This window comes from Arthrobacter sp. Rue61a (assembly GCF_000294695.2).
Taxonomy (GTDB): domain Bacteria; phylum Actinomycetota; class Actinomycetes; order Actinomycetales; family Micrococcaceae; genus Arthrobacter; species Arthrobacter aurescens_A.
This window is the reverse complement of the sequence record NC_018531.1, coordinates 1,100,267-1,116,519: the sequence shown is the minus strand read 5'-3', so window position 1 is coordinate 1,116,519 and position 16,253 is coordinate 1,100,267. Positions and strand designations below refer to the sequence as shown.

At 63.3% G+C, this 16,253-nt stretch carries 18 protein-coding genes; 15 read left to right on the top strand and 3 right to left on the bottom strand.

The window, feature by feature from the left end:
- The first annotated feature begins 2 nt into the window (after positions 1–2).
- The 4 genes from ARUE_RS05240 to ARUE_RS05225 are packed head-to-tail and all read left to right on the top strand — an operon-like array spanning position 3 to position 3,444.
- Complete coding sequence (locus tag ARUE_RS05240; RefSeq protein WP_014920973.1) at positions 3–1,160, top strand: 8-amino-7-oxononanoate synthase; 1,158 nt, start codon at positions 3–5, stop codon at positions 1,158–1,160.
- Complete coding sequence (gene bioD, locus ARUE_RS05235) at positions 1,157–1,840, top strand: dethiobiotin synthase (RefSeq protein WP_014920972.1); 684 nt, start codon at positions 1,157–1,159, stop codon at positions 1,838–1,840. The genes ARUE_RS05240 and bioD overlap by 4 nt, the downstream gene beginning before the upstream one ends.
- Positions 1,837–2,994: a cytochrome P450 family protein gene (locus ARUE_RS05230; RefSeq protein ID WP_014920971.1), complete on the top strand. Its 1,158-nt coding sequence runs from the start codon at positions 1,837–1,839 to the stop codon at positions 2,992–2,994. Before bioD ends, ARUE_RS05230 begins: the two co-directional genes overlap by 4 nt.
- A 9-nt stretch (positions 2,995–3,003) precedes the next feature.
- Positions 3,004–3,444, top strand: coding sequence for a very short patch repair endonuclease (locus ARUE_RS05225; protein ID WP_014920970.1), 441 nt, complete (start codon positions 3,004–3,006; stop codon positions 3,442–3,444).
- Here ARUE_RS05225 and ARUE_RS24465 read toward each other — a convergent pair.
- Positions 3,441–3,614 carry a hypothetical protein gene (locus tag ARUE_RS24465; RefSeq protein ID WP_187329926.1) on the bottom strand — a complete coding sequence of 58 codons (174 nt, stop codon included), beginning with the start codon at positions 3,612–3,614 and terminating at the stop codon, positions 3,441–3,443. The genes ARUE_RS05225 and ARUE_RS24465 overlap by 4 nt on opposite strands.
- Before the next feature lie 190 nt (positions 3,615–3,804).
- Between ARUE_RS24465 and ARUE_RS05220 the strand changes: the two genes are divergently transcribed.
- The 10 genes from ARUE_RS05220 to fdxA all read left to right on the top strand — a co-directional run bounded on the left by ARUE_RS05220 (position 3,805) and on the right by fdxA (position 13,455).
- Entirely contained in the window at positions 3,805–4,185 is a 381-nt protein-coding gene (locus ARUE_RS05220; RefSeq protein WP_014920969.1) for a hypothetical protein, read from the top strand.
- Positions 4,186–4,275: 90 nt separating this feature from the next.
- Positions 4,276–4,875, top strand: a complete 600-nt coding sequence (locus ARUE_RS05215) for a helix-turn-helix domain-containing protein (RefSeq protein ID WP_014920968.1) — start codon at positions 4,276–4,278, stop codon at positions 4,873–4,875.
- Between the two features lie 164 nt (positions 4,876–5,039).
- The gene (locus tag ARUE_RS05210) at positions 5,040–6,371 is read left to right on the top strand and encodes an MFS transporter (RefSeq protein WP_014920967.1); all 1,332 of its coding nucleotides are present in this window, start codon (positions 5,040–5,042) and stop codon (positions 6,369–6,371) included.
- Positions 6,372–6,380: 9 nt separating this feature from the next.
- Positions 6,381–7,763, top strand: a complete 1,383-nt coding sequence (locus ARUE_RS05205; RefSeq protein ID WP_014920966.1) for an FAD-dependent oxidoreductase — start codon at positions 6,381–6,383, stop codon at positions 7,761–7,763.
- Positions 7,760–9,019, top strand: coding sequence for a CaiB/BaiF CoA transferase family protein (locus ARUE_RS05200; RefSeq protein WP_014920965.1), 1,260 nt, complete (start codon positions 7,760–7,762; stop codon positions 9,017–9,019). Before ARUE_RS05205 ends, ARUE_RS05200 begins: the two co-directional genes overlap by 4 nt.
- On the top strand, positions 9,016–9,822 hold the full coding sequence (locus ARUE_RS05195) for an enoyl-CoA hydratase-related protein (protein ID WP_011773813.1): 807 nt from the start codon (positions 9,016–9,018) through the stop codon (positions 9,820–9,822). Before ARUE_RS05200 ends, ARUE_RS05195 begins: the two co-directional genes overlap by 4 nt.
- A gap of 47 nt (positions 9,823–9,869) precedes the next feature.
- Positions 9,870–10,814 carry a dihydrodipicolinate synthase family protein gene (locus ARUE_RS05190; RefSeq protein ID WP_014920964.1) on the top strand — a complete coding sequence of 315 codons (945 nt, stop codon included), beginning with the start codon at positions 9,870–9,872 and terminating at the stop codon, positions 10,812–10,814.
- Positions 10,814–11,626, top strand: a complete 813-nt coding sequence (locus tag ARUE_RS05185; RefSeq protein WP_014920963.1) for an SDR family oxidoreductase — start codon at positions 10,814–10,816, stop codon at positions 11,624–11,626. The genes ARUE_RS05190 and ARUE_RS05185 overlap by 1 nt, the downstream gene beginning before the upstream one ends.
- Before the next feature lie 26 nt (positions 11,627–11,652).
- Entirely contained in the window at positions 11,653–13,128 is a 1,476-nt protein-coding gene (locus ARUE_RS05180; protein ID WP_014920962.1) for an aldehyde dehydrogenase family protein, read from the top strand.
- A 6-nt stretch (positions 13,129–13,134) separates the two neighbouring features.
- Positions 13,135–13,455, top strand: a complete 321-nt coding sequence (gene fdxA / locus ARUE_RS05175) for a ferredoxin (RefSeq protein WP_011773809.1) — start codon at positions 13,135–13,137, stop codon at positions 13,453–13,455.
- Here fdxA and ARUE_RS05170 read toward each other — a convergent pair.
- A complete protein-coding gene (locus ARUE_RS05170; protein WP_011773808.1) occupies positions 13,452–14,195 on the bottom strand; it encodes a response regulator transcription factor in 744 nt (247 codons plus the stop codon). The two genes, fdxA and ARUE_RS05170, sit on opposite strands and share 4 nt — an antisense overlap.
- 99 nt (positions 14,196–14,294) lie before the next feature.
- On the opposite strand from ARUE_RS05170, the gene ARUE_RS05165 reads away from it, so the two are divergent.
- Complete coding sequence (locus tag ARUE_RS05165) at positions 14,295–15,965, top strand: sensor histidine kinase (RefSeq protein ID WP_014920961.1); 1,671 nt, start codon at positions 14,295–14,297, stop codon at positions 15,963–15,965.
- Positions 15,966–15,968: 3 nt separating this feature from the next.
- Here ARUE_RS05165 and ARUE_RS05160 read toward each other — a convergent pair whose 3' ends face one another.
- Positions 15,969–16,220, bottom strand: coding sequence for a PLD nuclease N-terminal domain-containing protein (locus tag ARUE_RS05160; RefSeq protein ID WP_011773806.1), 252 nt, complete (start codon positions 16,218–16,220; stop codon positions 15,969–15,971).
- Between the last annotated feature and the right edge of the window lie 33 nt (positions 16,221–16,253).

Genomic DNA, 16,253 nt, shown 5'->3' with positions numbered 1-16,253 from the left:
CAATGACCCACTGGCTGCAGGACCAAGCCCGCGTCCGCGAGCGCCGGGGATTGGTTAGGTCGCCGCTGGTTCGCGGGGTGAACCCCGGGATGATTGATCTCGCCAGCAACGACTACCTCGGCTTGGCCACGGACCCCAGGCTGGCCGAAGCTGCGCGGGAAGCCATCGCAATGTGGGGCACGGGCGCTACGTCATCGCGATTGGTGGCGGGCACCACCGAACTGCACCTGGAGTTGGAGCACGAACTCGCTCACCTGATAGGGGCGGACGCAGCGTTGGTCTTTTCCTCGGGTTACCTCGCGAATCTGGGTGTCACTACGGCCCTCGGCGGCCCAGGCACGTTGATGGTGGCCGACGAGCAATGCCACGCCTCGTTGATGGACGGCTTCCGGTTGAGCCGCTCCGAGGTGAAAAATTTCAGGCACAACAGCGTGGAGGACGCAGCGAAGGCTTTGGCCAACCGCATCCACCCGCGGGCGGTCATCGCCGTGGAATCCATCTATAGCGTGGGCGGGGATGCATCACCACTTGCGGAACTCCTGGAGCTGGCCGAAACACACGACGCCATGCTGTTGGTGGACGAAGCCCACAGCTTGGGCGTCGCGGGAACCGGAAGCCAGCAAGGGTGTGGGGCGATCGCAGGAACCCGCTTGGCCGGACATCCCAACGTCATCGTCACCGCCACCCTTTCCAAGGCGCTCGGCAGCCAAGGCGGCGCTGTCCTCGGCTCATCGCTGGTCAGGGACCATCTGGTGAACCGGGCCAGAAGCTTCATCTTCGACACCGCGTTGGCTCCCCCTGCGGCCGCCGCCGCGCTCGCGGCCATTGGCATCATCAGGGCAGAGCCTTGGCGTGCCGCGGCCGTCCACCGCAATGCAGCCGCCCTGTCTGCCCAACTGCAACCCGCGCTGCAGAGGCTCGGCACCGCCGTCGACCGTTCCGCCGGAGCAGTCCAGTCCATACCCATGCCGTCCGCCGAAGCGGCCCTCGCCGCCAGCAAGAAAGCACATACGGCGGGCGTCAGCGTGGGGTGTTTCCGTCCGCCGTCCGTCCCGGACGGGGCGTCCCGTCTTCGACTCACCGCGCGGGCCACCCTCACGCCGACCGACATTGAGCAAGCCTGCGCGGTGTTGCGCAGCATCCTGGAGAGAACATCATGAAACTACCTACCGTCATCCTGGTCACCGGTACCGATACCGGCGTCGGCAAGACCATTACGACGGCGGCCCTCACCGCCGCGCTTCATGCGCGCGGCCGGAAGGTTGCCGTCTATAAGCCGTGCCAAAGCGGAAACGTGCTGGGTGACTCAGACTGCGCCGAGGTTGCCCGGTTGGCGGATCCACTCACTGCGGAAGCCGGCGTGGTTCTTGAAGAACCCATGGCTCCCGTCCCCGCCGCCGCACTGGATGGGGTCACGTTGCCCCCACTGGCCGCCCATGCCCAGCGGATCCGTGAGTTGTCTGTCCGCCATGACCACGTGCTGGTGGAAGGCGCCGGCGGGCTGCTGGTGGAGTTGGACCACGACGGCGGGACGCTGGCTGATCTCGGCGCGCACCTGGGTGACAAGGCTGGTTTTGCCGTGGTTGCACGGCCGGCGTTGGGCACGTTGAACCACACGGCGCTGACGCTGGAGGCGCTGGACACCCGGGGCCTGCCGGTGGTGGGGTTGGTCCTTGGGAGCTGGCCGGCGACGCCGAGCGCGGTGGAGCTCAGTAATCTGGCCACTCTGAGGAGTTGGTCCGTTCCGTTCCTGGGGACGGTTCCTGCTGATGCCTCCGGACTGGATCCTGCCGTTTTCGGCGCCCGAGCGTGCGATTGGCTCGAAGAGCTTCCGGCATGAGCGCGACTATGGCTGCGGAACCAGGACTTCCTGAGTCCGGAAGCTGTCCTTACCGGGTGCTGCGGAGCCCCGACACGGTGCGGGAAGTGTTGCACAGGCCCCATGACTTCAGCCCGGCCAACGCCCTGCTCGCTGTAACGCCGTTGAGTGGGCGGGCGCTGCGCATACTGCAGAAAGCCCGGTTCGCGCTGCCGCCGGTCCTGGCGAGCAACCACACCGAGACCCATACCGGCATCCGGAAGGTGGTGGCGGGCTTCTTCACGCCAGCCAAAGTGGCGGCCATGGAACCCCGTATTCGCGGCCTGGCCCGGGAATCGGCAGCCCGTGCAGCGCAAGCCCTCGCCTCTGATGGAAGCGTGGACCTCGTCCAGGCCGTGGCCGCGGATCCCCCGGCGGTCATCATGCTGGAAATGTTGGGGCTGCCGGTCCGCGACGTGCCCGCATTGAAGGCGTGGAGCTTGGACTCCTTGGAACTGTTCTGGGGTTGGCCGGATGCTGACCGGCAACTCGAATTGGCACAGAGCGCCGCGGACTTCTACACCTGGTTGAGGGAATTGGTCCTGGAGTCTGTGGCTTCGCCGGGCTCCAACCTCTTCAATGCGCTTGCCCTCCACGGGCTGAGCACACAGGAAATCTGCTCATTGGGCTACTTCCTCCTGATCGCAGGCCAAGAGACCACCACCCAACTCATCAGCACCACGCTGTTCCGGTTGGCCGAGGGCTCCCGGGGCATCTCGTGGAGCGAGGCGGCAAGCGGTCTGAAAGCGCGCGACCTGGTCCGGCACGTCCTTGCTAGCGAGTCCTCCGTTCCCACCTGGCGGCGGGTGGCTACCAACGACGCCCTTCTTGACGGCACACCTATCGCGGCCGGTGAGGAGATCCTGCTGGAATTGACCGGCAACCACGGATTCCCCTGGGCCGAAACAGAAGACGGCGAGGGTGCCGACCGTTCGGGGCCAACCCCGTACGGCTTGGCGTTCGGCTCGGGGATCCACCGCTGCCTAGGAGCCAAACTCGCAGAGCTGGAGGCCGCCGTCGTCGTTCATGAAACGGCAGCCGCACTCAAGGGGGTCCGTCTACAGAATTCAAACCCGGACTGGATCCGGTTGTTGTCCTTCCAAGCACCCCGAACAGTGGTGGTGGAGCCTGGGTAGGCTGGATGCATGGGCGAGAGCCGGGACCTTCTGACGCGGGAGCAGCGCAGCCGCAACATGTCCAAGATCCGTGGGAAGAACACCAAACCTGAGCTGCTGGTCCGCAGGCTCCTGCACGCGAAAGGCTACCGGTACCGGCTCCACGGCCAGTCCGGAGCGGCCAAACTACCGGGCCGCCCGGACCTGGTGTTCGCGGGAAGGCGCAAGGTTATTTTCGTCAACGGTTGCTTCTGGCATTTCCATGACTGCAAAGCAGGGCAGCACGCCCCTGCAGCGAATGCCGAGTTCTGGGAAGCCAAGCGAACACGAACCCGCGAAAGGGACGCGCTGCAGCGGGAACAGTTGGAAGCTACCGGCTGGCAGGTATTGACGGTGTGGGAGTGCCAGCTGAAGGACAGGTCCATGCTCGAAGATCGGCTCACAGCATTTCTGGAATCAGCGGTGGGCTAAGGGGCGCCCGTGGTGCTCGGGGCGGAGTTCACGGATTGATCCGTGACAGACGCCTGGGAACTCTGCTGCCACAATGCGAAAGCGGCCGACCCTCCAATGCCCAGCAGGACGGTCATGCAGACCACGATGATGAGCATCAGGCCCGGTGACGGGCGAGCACCACTTTCCATGTTGTTTCCCGTTCCCTGATTCAGCCTGGAAACGCCCAGATCTGCTTTTCATAACTTTGTTGGGCGGAGATCAAGAGTGGCTCTGAGTCCGCTCAAGATTAGATCAATCTTTGGATTTGTGGCGCTGCGGAAGTTCCACGGGTCCTACTGTTGAATCGTGAATCGATTGTTTGGAGGCGGGAGGGGTTTGGTGTCTGAGTACGACGAGTGCACCGACGCCCTGGTGGATCGCACCGTCCTCACCGAACTCCAAGCAGAGCTGGGCGGCGACCAAGCCATCATCGGAGCGTTCGTCAGGAACTACATAGCCTTGCTGCCGTGGCGGGTTTCGCGTCTGCATCGGGCACTGGAAAAACTGGACATCGAAGACGCCATGGACGCGGTGCTCAGCCTGAAAACGTCCAGCCACATGGTGGGTGCCATCTGCATGAACCGGCTGGCAGAGGAGCTGGAGATCAGCATCCGGCTCCTGCCCGGCGCGGAGCATTTGCATGAGCTCTCCGCGCAGGTCCATGAAATCGACCGCTTCGTCTTCGGCACCATAGACGAGCTGGAAACACGGATTCTGTAAATTTCTTCACCTTATTGAATAGAAACCATTGACTCGCTAAAAATCTTCACTATAGTTGTGTGAGTTAGCTCACCAACGAAGGATGCGGCCATGACCACCGAGACTCCTGCTCCACCAGCCACCAGCGAACTGCTGGTGACTGTCGGAAACAAGGTGCGCACCATGCGCAAGGCAAAGGGCATGACCCTCGCCCAGCTCTCGGACGTTACCGGCCTAAGCCAGGCGATCGTCAGCCAGATCGAACGCGGCATGGCCAACCCTTCCTTCACTACGTTGGCCCAGCTTGCCCACGGCTTGGACATCCCCGTAGGGAGATTCTTCATAGGCCAGGATGAATCAAAGTCCCCCGTGGTCCGCAGGTCCGATCGCCGCAACCTCAAGAACGTCACCCGCGAGTCTGTGGGAGAGGCAGTTCACGAACTGTTGACCCCCAATCGCGATGGCAGCATTGAAGCGCAGTGGATCAGCACGCCCCCAGGGCATGACACCAGCGACACCCCTTTTACCCACAGCGGTGAAGAGTTTTGCTACATCATCTCCGGCCGTAAGGACGTCTACTTGAACGGCGTCTGCTACAGCCTTGAAGAGGGCGACTCCATCACCTACTCCTCAGAGATCCCCCACTGGTACAAGAACAGCTACGAAGAGGTATGCGTAGCCATCTGGGTCAACGCACCACACGCGTGGTAACCCTGGCGCCCCCAAACGGCGCCGGCGTTTTCCCTTAACTGTCCGGACACGACATCGTGGCCGCTGACACTCCTTGCCACATTCGCATCACGCGCCTCCTCCAACAGGCGTTGATGCGTCATACCCTCCCACGCCCTTCGGGGCGTCAGCGTAAGGACACTTCCATGCTCGACACGCAAACGGCGGACAACGTAGTACCGCCAACAGGCACCACCACTTCATCCCCCCAAAAGAACGGGAAATTCACCCCCGAGGTGCGCAAAGGACTCCTTGGCTTGGGCCTCGGAAACGCCCTGGAATGGTACGACTGGATGGTCTTCGGCCTCCTGTCCGCCTTCATCGGACCGAATTTCTTCCCCAACACCGATCCGCTGTCCGCAACATTGAACGCGTTGGCCGTGTTCGCCGTCGGTTTTGCCTTCCGGCCCCTAGGCGGCATCCTGCTGGGAACCTTGGCGGACCGCATCGGCCGGCGGCGCGTCATGCTGCTCTCCATCATGCTCATGGCCGGCACTACCCTCATCATTGCCGTTACCCCGAGCTACGCCACCATAGGCCCCGCGGCCGGCATCATCCTCGTTGTGTGCCGCATTTTGCAGGGCATCTCCACCGGCATCGAAGCTCCGCTCTCCACCTCACACGCCGTGGAGCTCGCTCCGGAGGGCCGCGAAGGCTACGTGGCCGGCATCATGTCCTTCTACGTCAACATCGGCATTCTGCTTGCCTCGCTCATCAGCTTCCTGTGCAGCTTGGTCCTTGGCGGGGCCGCAATGTCCGAATGGGGCTGGCGCGTACCCTTCATCATCGGCGCCCTGTTCGGCTTCGTGGTGCTCTACCTGCGCCGCTCCCTCCCTGAGACCCTCAAGCAGGAGGAAATGGCCACCAACACTCCCCGTGCGGTGTGGAAGGGTGTGCGCAAGCACTGGCTCTCCGTCCTGGCCATCATCTTTGTGGTGGGCGCAGCACAGGCCTACAACTACGCCTGGAACGTGGGCCTGCCCAGCGCAGCACGCAGCGGGTTCAAGGAAGACCCCACTGCTGTCTTCGCCCTCACCACCATCCTTGGGGTGGTCCTGGTGATCGGCAGCTGGGTTATCGGCAAACTGGCCGACGGCAAGGCAATGTCCAAGTGGTTCCTGATCACGCGCATCCTTGCCATCCCTTCCGTGTTCCTCATGCTGATGTACGTCCAGCCTGGGATTGGCGGCTTCGCAGCAGTGCTCTTGGGCGGCTCCATTGTCCTCGTCCTGAACATGACCCTCTACAACGTGGTCAGTTCATCCCTGATGCCCAAGAACATCCGCGGAACAGGTGTGGCCTTGGGCTACGGGATCGGTGTGGCTCTCTTCGGCGGCACGGCTTCCTACCTGTTGGTCTGGTTCCAATCCCTGAACATCACCTGGGTCTTCCCGGTCTACGTGGCCGTCCTCTCCATCCTCAGCATCGTTTTCTACCTCGCCGCCCGCCGCTCCAACGGCATCTTCGTCGGCAAGTAAGGACTCCTCATGAACACCATTGAACTCAGCTCGTCCATTGAACTCAGCATTACGACGGCGGACCTCACTGCCCCGGTCATCTCCCGTTCCGATGTCCTGGTGGTTGGTGGCGGCCCCGCAGGCGTCGCCGCTGCCGTCACCGCTGCGCGCTCCGGCGCCAAGGTCACGCTCCTGGAGCGCTACTCGTCCTTGGGTGGCCTGGCCTCAGGTGGCATGGTCCTGGTGCTCGACGACATGATCAACGGTCAGGAAATCACCGTCACCGGCATCGTCTCCGAGTACGTGGAACGTCTGCAGAAACTGGGCCTGGCAATCGTCCCGCCCGCCGATGACCGCAAGACCTCCGAGGAACTCTGGAACAAGTGGGGCCGCTATGGCACCTTCGACTTCCACTCGCACACCAACCCCAAGCCCATCTGCTACGCCGCTGCGTTCGATCCCGATGGCTGGAAGCGGGTGTCCAACGACCTCGTCCGCGAGGCCGGCGTGGACCTCCGGCTGCATTCCTGGTTCTCCCGACCCATCGTGGACAACGGCGTGATCAAGGGCGTCATCGTCGAAACGAAACTTGGCCCGCAAGCCTTTATGGCCGACGTCGTCATCGACACCACCGGTGACATCGACGTCGCTTCCCGTGCCGGCGCCAGCTACGCCAAGGACAACTACCTGACCACGCTGGTCTTCCGCCTGGGCAACGTGGACACCAAGGCCGCAGAAGCCTTCGAGCAGGCCAACCCCAAGGAAGCCCGCGCCATCAACCGCAAGATCAAGCGACTCCTCGGCGGCGCCTGGGAGCTGTGGTGGCTCAAGACCCCCATCGACGGCGTGGTCTGGTGCAACGCCCCGCACATGTCCGGTTTTGACGGCGTTGACCCGGCAGACATGACTGCCGCCGAATTCGCAGCCCGGGACCGGATCTCCGAGGCCGTGGACTACGTCCGCGCCAACCTCCCGGGTTTCGAGAACTGCTACATGCTGGACGTCGCCTCCCAGATGGGTGTCCGCCAGACCCGGCTCCTGCAGGGCGAGTACGTCATGACCAAGGACGACGTGACCCAGCGCCGCCATTTTGCCGACACCGTGGCCCGCGGCCGCGACTACTACTACCCGTACCGCTCGCTCCTGCCCAAGGAAGTGGACCAGCTCCTGGTGGCCGGCCGCCACTACTCCGCAACACCGGAGGCCCAGAAGATGTCCCGCGAGATCCCGCCCTGCATGGCCATGGGCCAGGCCGTCGGGGTCGCAGCTGCACTCGCAGTGGAGAACAACCTCCTGGTCCTGGACGTCTCCGCACTGGACATCCAGCAGGGCATGCGCCGCCACGGCGCAGACCCAGGCGACGTGCCGTCGTCGAACGCCACGGTGGACGCAACGGCAGCGGTGCCGGCATGAGCTCCGTAACCCTGGACCCCGTGAATCTGCAAAAAGCACCAATCACGACGGCGGCACGCGCCGCCTCGGCTCCGGCGCCGCTGCCTCTGGAGGGCATCAAGATCATTGACTTCACCCAGGTGTTCATGGGGCCCTCCTGCACTCAGCTGCTGGGAGATTATGGCGCGGACATCATCAAGGTGGAACGCCCCGGCGCCGGTGACATTTCGCGCAACTCATTCCCGGACCAGGACGGCCAGGACAATCCGATCTTCCTGTCCATCAACCGGAACAAGCGCAGCGTCTCCGTGGACACCCGCACCGACGAAGGGCGCCAGGTGCTACGCCGGCTCATGGCTGACGCCGATGTGGTGGTCAGCAACTTCCGCTCCGGCGTCATGGAGCGCATGGGCTTCGGCTACGAGGAGCTGAAGGCCAACAACCCGGGCATTATCTGGGCTTCCGGCACCGGGTTCGGCCCTGAAGGGCCCTACTCTCACAAGGGCGGCCAGGATGCGATCGCGCAGGCCTACTCCGGTGTGATGTGGCGGCGCGAGTCCGAGGACATGAAACCTGCCATCTACCCCACCACCCTGTGCGACTACATCACCGGCATGCACCTCATGCAGGGCATCCTCCTGGCTTTGCGAACCCGTGAAACCTCGGGCACGGGCCAGAAAGTGGAGGTGACCATGTACGACTCCATGCTGCACCTCCAAATGCAGGAGGCGTGCATGCAGCTCAACCGCGGCTACGAGGTCAACTGGGGCGCCATGCCACTGAGCGGTGTCTTTGAGACTACCGACGGTGCCGTGTGCATGGTGGGCGGCTTCACGCCTGACCCGCTGGCCCGCATCTCTGAGGCTCTGGACCTCGATGAAGACCTCACGGAACGGCCGGGCTTTGCAACCCTGGAGCAGCAGTTCAAGAACAAACCCGCCCTGCAGGCCATCTTCCGTGAGCACTTCGCCACCAACACCACCGAATACTGGACGGCGAAGCTGGAAGAACAGGGACTGCTGAACGCGCCCGTGCACACCCTGGAGCAAGCCCTGGCGGACGCGCAAACCGAAGCCAACGGCATGATTGTTGAAGCCGAACACCCCACCGTGGGGACAGTCCGGATGCTGAACGCACCCATCCGGCTCTCCGCCACTCCGCCCACCGTCCGCCGCACCGCTCCCCGATTGGGCGAGCACAACGTGGAAGTCCTGGTGGAGAACGGCTTCGATGCAGAAACCATTGAACGCCTGCAGCAGTTGGGAGTCCTGCGGTGACAACTTCAGTTGACGAGCGGGTTGACACCGTCACGCTCACCATCAAGAACAACGTGGCAACGGTGGTGATCGACCGCCAGCACGTGCTCAACGCAGTCGACGCCACCGCACAGGCCCGGCTCAACGGGATCTGGGAACAGCTGGAGAAAGATCCAACAGTGCGTGCGGTGGTGATCACGGGCGCCGGATCCCGGGCCTTCTCGGTGGGCGCGGACATGTCCGCCTCAGCCGTGGACAAGACCGGATTGGAGTACTGGGCCAGCCTGGACCCCCACGGTTTTGGTGGACTTAGCCTGCGCACCAGCCTGGACATTCCGGTGATTGCCCGGGTGAACGGCTATGCCCTGGGCGGCGGTATGGAGATGGTGCTGGGCGCGGACATCGTAGTGGCTGCCGATACCGCACAGTTCGGCCTGACCGAGCCCCGGGTTGGGCGACTGGCCCTCGACGGCGGCATCCACCAGTTGGTGCGGCGGATCCCGTACACGCAGGCCATGGGCATGCTGCTGACCGGCCGCAAGGCAGGTGCAACGGAAATGCAATCCATGGGGCTCGTCAACGAGGTTGTGCCTGCTGAAGAACTCGACGCCGCGGTGCAACGCTGGGTGGACCAGATCCTCGCCTGTGCACCCACCTCCGTACGGGCCGTGAAACAGATGGTCACGCAGACCACGCATCTGACCGCCAAGGAGGCCCGGGGCCTACGGCTTCCCGCCCTCATGGCCGCGCTGGACAGCGAGGACTCCGCCGAGGGCGTCAGGGCCTTTCAGGAGAAAAGGCCTCCAGTATGGCCTGGCAGCTAGGCATCCCGTCCCCGTACTTACCCGGTTCGCACTGAAAGGAAGCAACCATGACGCAATCTTCTGCGCCCAAAAACCGAGAATCCCTGCCTGCCGGCGTCTGGGGCGTCGTCGCCACACCATTCCAGGGCAGCACGCTGGACGTGGACCTGGACAGCCTGGCCGAACTCGTTGAGCACTACGAATCCATTGGCACCACCGGGCTGACGGTCCTTGGCGTCTTTGGCGAGGCCGCCGCCCTGACAGCAGACGAACGGCGCGACGTCTTGGAAACAGTCGTCGAAAGCACCTCACTGCCACTGGTGGTGGGCATCACCGCGCTGGCAACCCGCCCGGCGATCCAAGAGGTAATCGCCGCCCAGGAAGCCGCCGGGGCACGCTTGGCTGCCGTCATGGTGCAGGCCAGTTCGGCCGCATCCGAGACGCTGATTGCACACTTGGACGCCATTCATCGCGCCACCGGCGCCAGGGTCGTCTTGCAGGACTATCCACTGGCCAGTGGCGTCACCATCAACACTCCGGCGCTGATCTCCGTGGTCAACGCCTGCGACTATGTCGTCGCCGTCAAGGCCGAGGCACCCCCCACCAGCGTCGCCATAGCGGAATTAAGTGCCGCCGTGGACGTCTCCGTTTTCGGTGGACTCGGCGGGCAGGGACTCTTGGACGAACTGCTGGCCGGTGCCGCAGGGGCGATGACGGGTTTCTCCTACCCCGAGGCCCTGATTTCCTGTATCCGGGCGTGGCAAGAGGAAGGCTACGAAGCTGCCCACCGTGAGCTTTTGCCGTTCCTGCCCCTGATCAATTTTGAGCAGCAGGCAAAAGTGGCCTTGGCCATCCGGAAAGAGTGCCTTCGGGAACGCGGGCTCATCAAGGACTCCGGTGTCCGGGCACCGGCCGCAGGGTTCCCGGGAAGCCTGCGGCCCGGCATGGGCACGCACCTTCGCGAAGCTGCCCGGGCACTAGATGCCGCGAAAACCACGGCAGGGAGCTTCTGATGGATCTGGGAATCGCCGGAAAGACCGCCATGGTTGCTGCATCCACGGGCGGGCTGGGCCTGGCCGTGGCCCGTGCGTTGGCCGCCGAAGGTGTCCGAGTGGCCATCGTTGGCAGACGCAGGGACAGGGCCAAGGACATCGTCTCAGAGCTGCAAGCAGCTTACGGAATCGGTTCACTGGGTGCCACCGGCTTTGACGCCGTGGCCATCGAAGCGGACCTCACCACGCCCGAAGGCATCGAGTCCGCAGTGCAGCAGACGGTTGCCGACTTGGGGCCAATCGACATCCTGGTTCTCAACGGTCCCGGCCCCAAGCCAGGCGCCGCGGCGACCCTGGGCTCAGAGGACATCGCCGCGGCTTTCGATCTTCTTCTTAAGCCCCATCACGCACTGGTCTCCCACGTCCTCCCGGGGATGCGGCAACGGCGTTGGGGCCGCATCCTGGCCATTGGATCCAGCGGCGTTGTGGCCCCGCTGCCCAACCTTGCCGTATCCAACACGGGGCGCGCCGCGTTGGCCGGGTACCTCAAGACCCTCGCCGCGGAAGTCGCCTTGGACGAAGTCACCGTGAACCTGCTCCTCCCCGGCAGGATCGCCACCGACCGTGTCACCCAGCTCGATCAAGCCGCAGCAAAACGGCGCGGCACTACGCTGCATGAGATTCAGCTGGAATCCCGCAAGACCATCCCCGCCCGCCGCTATGGAGAACCCGCCGAGTTTGGTGCCGCTGCCGCCTTCCTGTGCAGCGCGCCGGCGTCGTACATCACCGGCATCGCGCTCAGGTGCGATGGCGGACTGATCCGCAGCCTTTAGCCCCCACTACTTCACAAGGAAAAACCATGACGTCCACAGCTTTGGAAACCACCCTCGGACAAAAAGCCACCATCGCCGCCCAGCACCTGATCAATGGTCAGTGGCTCGGCGAGGCCGACACGCAAAGGATGAACCCGGCACGTCCGGATGAGCCCGCTGCGTTTTCCCCCAGCGGCTCAACCCAAGACGTTGACGCAGCCATCACGGCAGCCGCAGCAGCCCAGCCCGGGTGGGCTGCCTTGCCCGCACCTTCGCGCGGCACCATCCTCATCACGGCTGGCAACTTGCTCATTGAACGCCAAACCGCCATCGCCGAGGACCTGGTCCGAGAAGAAGGCAAGACCCTGGCCGAGGCCAAGGGAGAGGTCAAGCGTGCCTCGGACGTTCTGCGCTTTTTCGGCTCGCTCGGCTGGGCTGCCACCGGGGAAGTCCTCCCAAGCGGCCTGCCGGACACCACCATCACCACCCGCCGCGAAGCGTTGGGCGTTGTAGGCCTCATTACCCCGTGGAACTTCCCCATCGCCATTCCGGCGTGGAAGACCGCGCCGGCACTGATCAGCGGCAACACCGTTGTCATCAAACCCGCCGAACTCACCCCGTTGTCCGCGACGCACCTTGCCCGGGCCCTGCAGGACGCCGGCCTGCCGGCAGGGGTGTTCAACGTGGTGCACGGCAAGGGCCGGATAGTGGGCGACGCCTTGGCCCGGGATCCGCGCATCGCCGGTATATCCTTCACGGGCTCCACCAATGTGGGCCTCGGGCTGCAGGAGATCCTGAATGCCCGCCGGGCACGCGTCCAGCTGGAAATGGGTGGCAAGAACGGCGTCCTGGTTCTCGATGACGCCGATGCCCGCAAAGCGGCCCAGGTAGTGGCAGCCGGCGCCTTCGGTCTGACCGGCCAAGCCTGCACCGCAACCTCCCGGGTATACGTGACACCGGGAATCCGTACCGCGTTCCTCCAGGCACTCGTGGAAGAGGCTGCCGCGTACACCACCGGGGACGGACTCGACGGCGGGGCACGCATGGGCGCTGTGGTGAGCAAGCAGCAATTCGAACAGGACCAAGCAGCGGTACGTGCCGCCGTCGAGCGCGGAGCGACGCTCCTGCACGGACGTTACGACGGCGACACGAACGGACCCCTGTTCTTCCCGGCCGCGGTTCTTACGGACCTGCCCATGGACGACGCAGCGGTGACGGAGGAGATCTTTGGTCCGGTAGTAGCCGTGCTGGAAGTGGCGGACTATGAAGCGGGCTTGGCCGCGATCAACAATTCCCGCTACGGCCTGACGGCCGGTATCTGCACGGATTCGCTGGCACTCGCTACGGACTTCAGCGCCCGGGTACAGGCCGGCGTGGTGAAGGTCAACCGCCCCACCGCAGGCCTTGACCTGAACGTTCCCTTCGGAGGCGTGAAGGATTCCTCCACCAACACCTTCCGTGAGCAAGGCAGGTCCGCCCTGGACTTCTACACGTGGGGCAAAACCGTCTACACCGGCATCTAAGGCGCCATGAGCTACGTGATCGCCCAGCCCTGCGTAGATGTGAAGGACAGGGCATGCATCCAGGAATGTCCCGTTGATTGCATCTACGAGGGCGATCGTTCGCTCTACATCCACCCTTCCGAATGCGTGGACTGCGGCGCCTGCGACCCCGTGTGCCCTGTTGAGGCGATCTACTACGCAGACGACGTCCCTGATGAATGGGCCGACTACGTCATGGCCAGCGTGGAGTTCTTCGAGGAACTAGGGTCTCCCCAAGGTGCCGGCGCCATGGGTCCGGTGGGCCGCGACCATCCCGTCATCGCCGCCGAACCTCTGCGTGTTGGTTAGTTACTGTTTGAAGGAGCCAGCCGGTAGCCGACGCCGCGGACCGTCTCAAGCCACCGTGGCGCCTGGATGCTGTCGCCTAGTTTCTTGCGCAGGTTCCCCATGTGCACCTCAACGGCACGCTCGTCAGCATCGCTGACGTAACTTCCGACGTCGTACGGTTCGTTGCGGAGGCGACGCGCGAGGTCTGCCTTGGTCCGAACAATCCGTCCCGTCTCCAGCAATGCGAGCAGGAGGTCGAACTCGGTGCGCGTCAGCTTCAACTCGGTACCGTTCAGGACCGCGGTGCGGGAACCGGCAGAAACGGCCAAGCCGTTATGGCTCATCTCCGGGTCCACCACTTCTTCCGGAGCGCTCTTTGATTCCGATGACGCGCGGGGCCGTCGCATCATCGCTTCAACACGTGCGCGCAGTTCCCGGGGGCGGAAGGGCTTGGTGAGGTAGTCGTCGCCGCCGGCTTCCAGACCCATCAGGGTGTCCAGTTCTTCAGCGCGCGCCGTGAGCATGATGATGTAGGCGTCGGAGGATTTACGAATCTGGCGTGCTACCTCAAAACCATCAATATCGGGAAGGCCAAGATCCAAGGTAATAACATCGGGATTCAGCTCACGGGCCGATGTCACACCTGCGGATCCCGTGGACGCAGTATGCACATCAAATCCCGCCTGGGATAGAACTACGCGTACCAATTCGCGGATATCCTGGTCATCTTCAATGACCAGCCCCACACGTGCTTCACTCATCGCTGCCCCTCAGCCCCTTCGATAACCTCAGAAGTATATCCATTTTGGTTAGGCTGATCTCATGAACCGACTTTCTTCCGCATCTTTGGTGGATGTGCCATGACCCACCCTTCGACTTGGGATATTGGTGAAAAGAAGAAATTGTTGGTTTTTAGGCGCTCTTTCCACGAACATACCCTGCGTATGCGCGTTGTCCTCAGCCAACTGCCGTTGTCTGTGTGTGTCTGCATTTCAGCCGTCCTGGTTTGGCTGTATTTTCCGGCCACCCTCGAAAATCCGCTGTTCCTCATTTTCCTGCTGAGCCAGGCACTCCTCCTGGCACTGTGCATCATGGTGCCGTGGCACCGGCTCCCCTTCGCCAGCTTCCTCACCATCCCCATCCTGGACATGGTCTCCATCGGTTTCGGACGGGAAGGTGCGGTGGAGTCCATCACCGGCCTCAGTGTCCTGGTGGTGCTGCCGGTCATCTGGCTGTGCGCTTCCGGGTTGTATCCGAAGCTCGCCATTGTCCTGTCCTTCCTTGGACCGTTGGGGATCGTCTGGGTTCCCCTGTTCGTGAGGGGCACCCTCAGTGAACAGGACTTCACCAAACCGCTCCTGTTCCCCATACTGATCCTGGGGATCGGTGTTTCTGTCAGCGTTCTGACCCTGAGCATGGTGCGCCAGCAACGCGCTTTGGAGCTAAAGGACGAGGCCCTGAAGGAAGCGTTGGACGTCAGCACCAAACAGGAACGGCTCCTCAACACCGTCATGGAGACCCTACCGTTGGGCGTAGTGGCTGTTGATGGCGACGGGCACGACATCCTCATGAACCGCCGCCAACGCCAAACACACGCCTTGGCAACTCCCTCGGACAACGACGATCCCAACGAATCCCAGTTGCTGATCTTCGAATCGGACAGGACCACGCCACTGGCGGTGGACCGTCGACCGGTGCGACGTGCTGTGCTGGGCGAACGGTTCACCGACCAACTCGTGTGGCTGGGCTCCGGAGCCGATCAACGTGCCTTCACTGCGAGCGCACGTCCCATGGTGGACGACGCCGGGAAGTTTGCCGGATCAGTGGTGGTGTTCAGCGACGTGACGGATCTGGTGAACGCGCTTGCCGCCAAGGACGACTTTGTTGCCAACGTCTCCCACGAATTCCGTACCCCCTTGACGTCCATCCTTGGCTACGTGGAACTCATCCTGGACGATCCGGACGCTCTCGATGCCCGAGCCCGCAAGCAACTGGATATCGTCAGGCGCAACGCTGAGCGGCTGCTCACGCTGGTCTCGGACCTCCTGGTTGTGCGCTCGGGCCAGATCGTCATTCAGCCCCATGCCGTGGACGTGGCCGAGCTGGTAAGGGGCAGCGTCAACTCTGCCGAACCCCGCGCAGCGAAGGCCGGCATCCGATTGTCCATGGACATTCCGGAGGCCTTGGAAGCCCACGTTGACTCGTCCCGCATTGCGCAGGTACTGGACAACCTGGTGTCCAACGCCATCAAGTACTCCCCCGACGGCGGGGACGTGGAAGTAGCGGCCTGGGAGGACCAGGACTTTGTGTTCTGCCGGGTCACGGACACCGGGATGGGCATGAATGAGGAGGAACAGGCGGAGGCCTTCACCAAGTTCTTCCGCGCCGGCGGTGTCCGCAACAGCACCATTCCCGGTGTGGGCCTGGGGCTGCCCATCAGCAAAGCCATAGTTGAAGCCCACGGCGGCACCATCATGGTGGCCAGCGAGCCTGGCCAGGGCACCACTTTCACCGTGAAGATACCAGCCTGAGCGTCAGTGCTTGGCTGCCGCTGGACCCATCTCTGCATCGCGACGGCGGCCGAACAGGAAGTAGCTGACCGGCCCGAAGAAGTTGATGAAGGAGACTGCGCGCCAGATGGCCTTTTTGCCCCTGATTTGCTGGTCCGGGGTCTTGCCGATGCTTCGCTGCGCAGCGCCCAACAGGGCCATGTTCACCGCTCCGCTGACCAACAGCATGATCCGTTGGCCTTTGGTCATATCGCGCCACGATTTCTTGCGGGCCATGATGCCTCCATCCGTGAAGATTTACTTATCAGG

Coding starts and splice junctions, on each gene's coding strand:
- ARUE_RS05230 (WP_014920971.1), top strand. CDS start 1,837: ATGAGCGCGACTATGGCTGCGGAACCAGGACTTCCTGAGTCCGGAAGC.
- ARUE_RS05160 (WP_011773806.1), bottom strand. CDS start 16,220: ATGGCCCGCAAGAAATCGTGGCGCGATATGACCAAAGGCCAACGGATC.
- ARUE_RS05210 (WP_014920967.1), top strand. CDS start 5,040: ATGCTCGACACGCAAACGGCGGACAACGTAGTACCGCCAACAGGCACC.
- ARUE_RS05240 (WP_014920973.1), top strand. CDS start 3: ATGACCCACTGGCTGCAGGACCAAGCCCGCGTCCGCGAGCGCCGGGGA.
- ARUE_RS05185 (WP_014920963.1), top strand. CDS start 10,814: ATGGATCTGGGAATCGCCGGAAAGACCGCCATGGTTGCTGCATCCACG.
- bioD (WP_014920972.1), top strand. CDS start 1,157: ATGAAACTACCTACCGTCATCCTGGTCACCGGTACCGATACCGGCGTC.
- ARUE_RS05170 (WP_011773808.1), bottom strand. CDS start 14,195: ATGAGTGAAGCACGTGTGGGGCTGGTCATTGAAGATGACCAGGATATC.
- ARUE_RS05205 (WP_014920966.1), top strand. CDS start 6,381: ATGAACACCATTGAACTCAGCTCGTCCATTGAACTCAGCATTACGACG.
- ARUE_RS24465 (WP_187329926.1), bottom strand. CDS start 3,614: ATGGAAAGTGGTGCTCGCCCGTCACCGGGCCTGATGCTCATCATCGTG.
- ARUE_RS05225 (WP_014920970.1), top strand. CDS start 3,004: ATGGGCGAGAGCCGGGACCTTCTGACGCGGGAGCAGCGCAGCCGCAAC.
- ARUE_RS05190 (WP_014920964.1), top strand. CDS start 9,870: ATGACGCAATCTTCTGCGCCCAAAAACCGAGAATCCCTGCCTGCCGGC.
- ARUE_RS05200 (WP_014920965.1), top strand. CDS start 7,760: ATGAGCTCCGTAACCCTGGACCCCGTGAATCTGCAAAAAGCACCAATC.
- ARUE_RS05215 (WP_014920968.1), top strand. CDS start 4,276: ATGACCACCGAGACTCCTGCTCCACCAGCCACCAGCGAACTGCTGGTG.
- fdxA (WP_011773809.1), top strand. CDS start 13,135: ATGAGCTACGTGATCGCCCAGCCCTGCGTAGATGTGAAGGACAGGGCA.
- ARUE_RS05165 (WP_014920961.1), top strand. CDS start 14,295: ATGACCCACCCTTCGACTTGGGATATTGGTGAAAAGAAGAAATTGTTG.
- ARUE_RS05180 (WP_014920962.1), top strand. CDS start 11,653: ATGACGTCCACAGCTTTGGAAACCACCCTCGGACAAAAAGCCACCATC.